The sequence below is a fragment of the Streptomyces cahuitamycinicus genome (assembly GCF_002891435.1).
GTDB classification, from domain to species: Bacteria; Actinomycetota; Actinomycetes; order Streptomycetales; family Streptomycetaceae; genus Streptomyces; species Streptomyces cahuitamycinicus.
In genome coordinates, this window is sequence record NZ_POUC01000500.1 from 1 (window position 1) to 5,319 (window position 5,319).

Annotated in this window: 5 protein-coding genes; 3 read left to right on the top strand and 2 right to left on the bottom strand. The window is 70.7% G+C overall.

Going from position 1 to position 5,319, the window contains the following annotated elements; translation table 11 throughout:
* The first annotated feature begins 185 nt into the window (after window positions 1-185).
* Window positions 186-674 carry a single-stranded DNA-binding protein gene (locus tag C1J00_RS37705; protein ID WP_102913411.1) on the top strand — a complete coding sequence of 163 codons (489 nt, stop codon included), beginning with the start codon at window positions 186-188 and terminating at the stop codon, window positions 672-674.
* A 283-nt stretch (window positions 675-957) separates the two neighbouring features.
* Entirely contained in the window at window positions 958-2,367 is a 1,410-nt protein-coding gene (locus tag C1J00_RS37710) for a Cys-Gln thioester bond-forming surface protein (protein ID WP_102913412.1), read from the top strand.
* A 39-nt stretch (window positions 2,368-2,406) separates the two neighbouring features.
* Here C1J00_RS37710 and gap read toward each other — a convergent pair whose 3' ends face one another.
* Both gap and C1J00_RS37720 read right to left on the bottom strand, forming a co-directional pair.
* Window positions 2,407-3,405 carry a type I glyceraldehyde-3-phosphate dehydrogenase gene (gene gap / locus C1J00_RS37715; RefSeq protein ID WP_102913413.1) on the bottom strand — a complete coding sequence of 333 codons (999 nt, stop codon included), beginning with the start codon at window positions 3,403-3,405 and terminating at the stop codon, window positions 2,407-2,409.
* Between the two features lie 115 nt (window positions 3,406-3,520).
* A complete protein-coding gene (locus tag C1J00_RS37720; protein ID WP_102913414.1) occupies window positions 3,521-4,477 on the bottom strand; it encodes a GlxA family transcriptional regulator in 957 nt (318 codons plus the stop codon).
* Between the two features lie 305 nt (window positions 4,478-4,782).
* On the opposite strand from C1J00_RS37720, the gene C1J00_RS37725 reads away from it, so the two are divergent.
* Window positions 4,783-5,121 carry a GYD domain-containing protein gene (locus C1J00_RS37725; RefSeq protein WP_102913415.1) on the top strand — a complete coding sequence of 113 codons (339 nt, stop codon included), beginning with the start codon at window positions 4,783-4,785 and terminating at the stop codon, window positions 5,119-5,121.
* The last annotated feature ends 198 nt before the right edge of the window (window positions 5,122-5,319 follow it).

The following is a 5,319-nucleotide window of genomic DNA, read 5'->3' on the forward strand; positions in this document are numbered from 1 at the left end:
CCACCCCGCCCCCCACCCGTCACCACCCGTGTGAGTGACGGTGTTGTCCACAGGCGCCCGGCGATCCACAGCGCTCAGCGGGCCCGGCCCGGCGACGGCAGTCTGGCAGACACAGCCGTACGGGACGGGCCCGTACGCGTGTCGGCCCGGTGTGTTGCCGCACTCCGGGCGAGGGAGGATTCGCGATGAACGAGACGATGGTCTGCGCGGTCGGCAGGGTGGCGACGCAGCCGGTGTACCGGGAGATGGCGTCCGGCCCGTCGGCGAGGTTCCGGCTGGCGGTGACCGCGCGCTACTGGGACCGGGAGAAGAACACGTGGACGGACGGGCACACCAACTTCTTCACGGTGTGGGCCAACCGCCAGCTGGCCACCAACACGGCGGCGTCGCTGACGGTGGGCGAGCCGGTGATCGTGCAGGGCAGGTTGAAGGTGCGGACCGACGTACGCGAAGGGCAGAGCCGGACGTCGGCGGACATCGACGCGGTGTCGATCGGACACGATCTGGCCTGGGGCACCTCGGCCTTCAGGCGCGCCGGCAAGGCGGAGACAGCGACTGCGCCGACTCAACCGGAACCCAACTGGGAGACGTCATCGGGCGGTTCGCCGGATGGTCCGGCGGCATCAGCGGCACCTGGAATCCAACACCGCCCGGCGGCAGCCGTATTGACGTAGTGTCAATCACCCAGCCGGATCCGCCCGCCCGAACTGCGGCCTATCGGCCGGTGCGCGCCGAACGATCAGGGGTGGATTTGTCGATAACCCCTGCCCGCCGGGGATCTTGGCGATAACGATTCCGAGTCGGATCACTCGTCCGACCGTCTGACCGGCGGGCGGGGTCCCCCACGTCCCTAGGATGCCGGACATGGTTCTCGGGTCTCTTGTGTCCTGTGAGGCCTCTGATTCTGCTGGTGGGACCGTCCCCCCACGTCAACGGTCCTGCTCGAAGGGGAATTCGGTGTTTGCTTCGTTCTCTGAGCTGTTCGTACGCAGGCGAGTGGCGGCCCGCCTCGCCACCGCCACCGTGGTGTCCGGGCTCGTCGCCGCGGGCGGGCTGGCCGGTGCAGGCCGGGCGGCCGCCGACGAGACGACGCAGAGACAGGGCGGAGCGGCAGCGACGATAGGCGGCCTCAAGACGTACGGCGCGGCGGTGATACACGCCGGCACCGGTGACCAGGAGATCTCGGCGGGCCTGTTCGAGATGGCCGTCGACGGCGGCGGCATGCTGCAGACGTACTGCGTCGACCTCCACAACCCCACGCAGCGCGACGCCAAGTACCACGAGACGTCCTGGAGCGGCACGTCCCTGGGTGCCAACAAGGACGCCGGCAAGATCCGCTGGATCCTGCAGAACTCCTACCCGCAGGTGAACGACCTCGCGACGCTGGCGCGGAAGGCGGGCGTGCGCGGTGCGCTCACCGAGCAGGACGCGGCGGCCGGCACGCAGGTGGCCATCTGGCGCTACTCGGACGACGTGGCCGTCGACGCCCTCGACCCGCAGGCCGAGCAGCTCGCGGACCACCTGGAGCAGAGCGCCCGCGATCTGCCCGAGCCCCGGGCCTCGCTCACCCTGGAGCCGCCCGCTGTCGCAGGCCGACCGGGGGAGCGGATCGGCCCGGTGACGGTGCGTACCAACGCCGGCAGCGCGACGGTCACCCCGCCCGCGGACGCCGCCACGAGCGGGGTGCGGGTCGTCGACAAACAGGGCAAGGCCGTCACCACCACGTCCGACGGCGGGCAGGTGTTCTTCGACGTGCCCGAGGACACGGCAGCCGGTACGGCGGACTTGACCGTGCAGGCCTCGACGACCGTGCCGGTCGGCCGGGCCTTCGCCTCGGAGAACCGCAGCCAGACCCAGATCCTGGCCGGCTCCAGCGAGTCGACGGTGTCCGCGACGGCCGGGGCGACCTGGGCGAAGCAGGGCCCGGTCCCGGCACTGTCGGCGGCGGAGAACTGCGCCGAGGGCGGCGTCGACATCATCGCGTCCAACCAGGGCGATGAGCCGTTCACCTTCGAGCTGGCCGGTCTGGAGCACACCATCGCCGCGGGCGAGACGCGCACGGTGACGGTCCCGCTCCAGGAGGACCAGGCCTACGACTTCACGATCCACGGCCCCGGCGGCTTCGAGAAGCGCTTCACCGGCATGCTGGACTGCCAGACCCGCGGCAGCGACACCGGCACCACCACCCAGACTCGCAGCGAACCGAGCCCGGCGACGGTGGGCGGCACCGCCACGGACACCAACCTCGCCGAAACGGGCAGCTCGGAGATCACCCCCGTGATCGTGGGCGTCGCCATCGGCCTGGTCCTGATAGGCGGGACGACGCTGGTCGTGTTGCGGCGCAGGGAGGCCACGGCGGGGGAGTGACCCGGCCGAGCGTCGCCGCCCGGGCCGCTCTCGCCCCCGTCAGCGGCCGGCGAGGAGTTCGAGGGTGTCGATCACGCGGTTCGAGAAGCCCCACTCGTTGTCGTACCAGGCGACGACCTTGATGTGGCGGCCGTCGACCCGGGTGAGGGCCGAGTCGAAGATCGACGAGGCCGGGTTGCCCGTGATGTCGGCGGACACGAGCGGGTCGTCCGAGTACTCCAGGACGCCGGCGAGCGGGCCCTGCGCCGCGGTGCGGTAGGCAGCCAGCACGTCGTCGCGCGTCACGTCGCGGGCGACGGTCGTGTTGAGTTCGACGATCGAGCCCACCGGAACCGGCACGCGGATCGAGTCGCCCGACAGCTTCCCGTCGAGGTTCGGCAGCACGAGACCGATCGCCTTCGCGGCGCCCGTCGTGGTCGGCACGATGTTGACGGCGGCGGCGCGGGCGCGGCGGGCGTCACGGTGCGGACCGTCCTGCAGGTTCTGCTCCTGCGTGTAGGCGTGCACCGTCGTCATGAAGCCGTGCTCGATGCCCGCCAGCTCGTCGAGCACCGCGGCCAGCGGCGCGAGCGCGTTGGTCGTGCACGAGGCGTTCGAGACGACCGTGTGCACGTCCGGGTCGTACGCGTCGGTGTTGACCCCGAACGCGAGCGTGACATCGGCGCCGTCGGACGGCGCGCTGACGAGTACCTTCTTCGCGCCGGCGTCGAGGTGGGCACGGGCGGCCTTGGCCGAGGTGAAGCGGCCGGTGGCTTCGAGGACGATGTCGACGCCGAGTTCGGCCCAGGGCAGCTGCGCCGGTTCGCGCTCGGCGAGCACCTTAATGCGACGGCCTTCGACGACGAGGGTGTCTCCGTCGGCGGTCACCGGGCGGCCGAGACGGCCGGCCGTCGTGTCGTAGGCGAGCAGCCGGGCGAGGGTGGCGGGCTCGGTGAGGTCGTTGACGGCGACGATGTCGAGGTCGCTGTCGCGTTCGAGCAGTGCGCGCAGCACATTGCGCCCGATGCGGCCGAATCCGTTGATCGCGATGCGCGTCATGAGTGGTGGGGTCCCTTCGGTTTCTTCGGTTCGCCACCAGCGTCGTGGCAGGCATCCGGCCGGGACAGCGGCGTGATCGCCACGGTTCAAAAGGATCGCGCCACGAGGCGGCGGGTTACTCGCCCCTGGCGAAAGTGCGCCGGTACTCGCTCGGCGTGGTGCCGAGGATGCGCTGGAAATGCAGCCGCAGGTTCGCACCGGTGCCCAGCCCGACGTCGCCGGCGATCTGCTCCACGCCCCGTTCCGAACGCTCCAGCAGCTCACGGGCCATGTCGATACGGGCGCGCATGACCCACTGCATGGGCGTGTACCCCGTGTCCTCGACGAAGCGCCGCGACAACGTACGGGGCGAGACCGCCGCGTGCCGCGCGAGCACGTCGAGCGTGAGGGGCTTGCCGAGCCGGTGCAGCGCCCACTCGCGGGTGGCGGCGAACCGCTCGCCGAGCGGCTCGGGCACGCTGCGAGGCACGTACTGCGCTTGGCCGCCGCTGCGATAGGGGGCCGCGACCAGGCGCCGGGCCGCGTGGTTCGACGCGGCCACTCCGAGGTCGCCGCGCAGGATGTGCAGGCACAGGTCGATGCCCGAGGCGGCGCCCGCCGATGTCAGTACGCTGCCCTCGTCGACGAACAGAACGTCCTCGTCGATCCGGACGAGCGGATGCTTCGCCGCGAGCGCCCGGGAGTAGTGCCAGTGCGTCGTGGCGCGTCTGCCGTCGAGCAGGCTCGTGGCGGCGAGGGCGAAGGCACCCGTCGAGATGGCGGCGAGCCGCGCGCCCCGGGCGTGGGCCGCGATCAGCGCGTCGACGACGGCCTGCGGCGGGTCGTCGCGGTCCGGGAACCGGTAGCCGGGGATGAAGACGATGTCGGCCCACGCGAGCGCGTCGAGACCGTGGGCGACGTCGTACGACAGGCCATCGCCGCCGGTCACGAGACCGGGTGCCGCCCCGCACACGCGCACCTCGTACGGCATGCTCGCGCGGGTCGTGAACACCTGCGCGGGAATGCCGACGTCGAGCGGCTTCGCACCCACGAGCACGAGGACGGCGACGCGATGCAGGCGGGAGGACGGCACGGGGACAGCGTACGAGGGAATAGGGACTCCCACCTGGGACCACCCTGATGTCTCGGGGTTGCTCAGAGCGTGGACATGACCGTCATGGAACCCCGCTCTCCGGGCACGGTCGACGGGACGGCGTCGAGTGATGGCAGCAGCTCATTCTCGAGCCGAGAGCTTCGATGCCGTGGTTCGACGGTTGAGTCGCCCACCGGCCGTGGCCATGCCGGTCGACATCCCGGCCGTTCGGGGGATACGCGCGCGGCCTCGGCGGCGTATCCCACCCCGCGGGGGAATCCCTGCTGGGACGAAAGGGAGACATGATGCCGCTTTATCTATCGAGGTTCAGCTACACGCCGGAGACCTGGGCGAGACTCATCGGCCACCCCGAGGACCGCGCGAAGGCCGCTCAGTCGTACATCGAGTCCGTCGGCGGCAAGCTCCACGGCTTCTGGTACGCGTTCGGCACCCGCGACGGCTACAACCTGTGGGAGGCCCCCGACAACGTCTCCATGGCCGCGGTCGCCCTGGCTATCAGCGGAGGCGGCGCACTCAGCTCGTTCGAGACGACCGTTCTCCTGACCATCGACGAAACCATGGATGCCCTGCGCAAGGCCGGGCAAGTCCAGTACCGGGCTCCCGGTGAGCAGCGCTCCAGATGACCGGCAGTTGCCGTGTTCGGACACCAGGCATCGACAGCAGCAGCGAGGCACAGCAGCCACAGCACCGTCCGCGTCCAGCAGTGGTCGTTGACCGATCTCTGTAGAGCCACGGTCAGAAGGTGCCGGCATCAACGACGCCGGACGACCGACAGTGACGGGCGACCCTCAGCCGCCCACCACGAACCCCCAGGTCACAGC